Annotated in this window: 1 protein-coding gene; it reads right to left on the reverse strand. The window is 74.7% G+C overall.

From position 1 onward, the window contains the following. The coding region (gene mobB, locus AC0IW9_RS32235; protein WP_471652339.1) for a molybdopterin-guanine dinucleotide biosynthesis protein B at positions 1-201 on the reverse strand (201 nt) is incomplete at its 3' end. Between the last annotated feature and the right edge of the window lie 28 nt (positions 202-229).

The raw sequence follows: 229 nt of genomic DNA on the forward strand, positions 1-229 counted from the left end.
GGCGGAGGCGACCAGGACCTGCCGCGCCCCCGCCTCCCGGTGGAGCCAGCTGTCCTTGCCGGGCGTGTCCACGTCGAAGCGATGATGCGCGTGCTTGATGGTGGAACCCCCCACCCCCCGCGCGGTCAGCTCGGGGAGGAGCTTGGCGAGCAGGGTCGTCTTCCCGGCCCCGCTCCAGCCGGCGAGGCCGAGCGTCCGCATGATGCGGCCTTCTGTCGGCCCCGGCCGC

It is taken from the genome of Belnapia sp. AC561 (genome assembly GCF_979252845.1).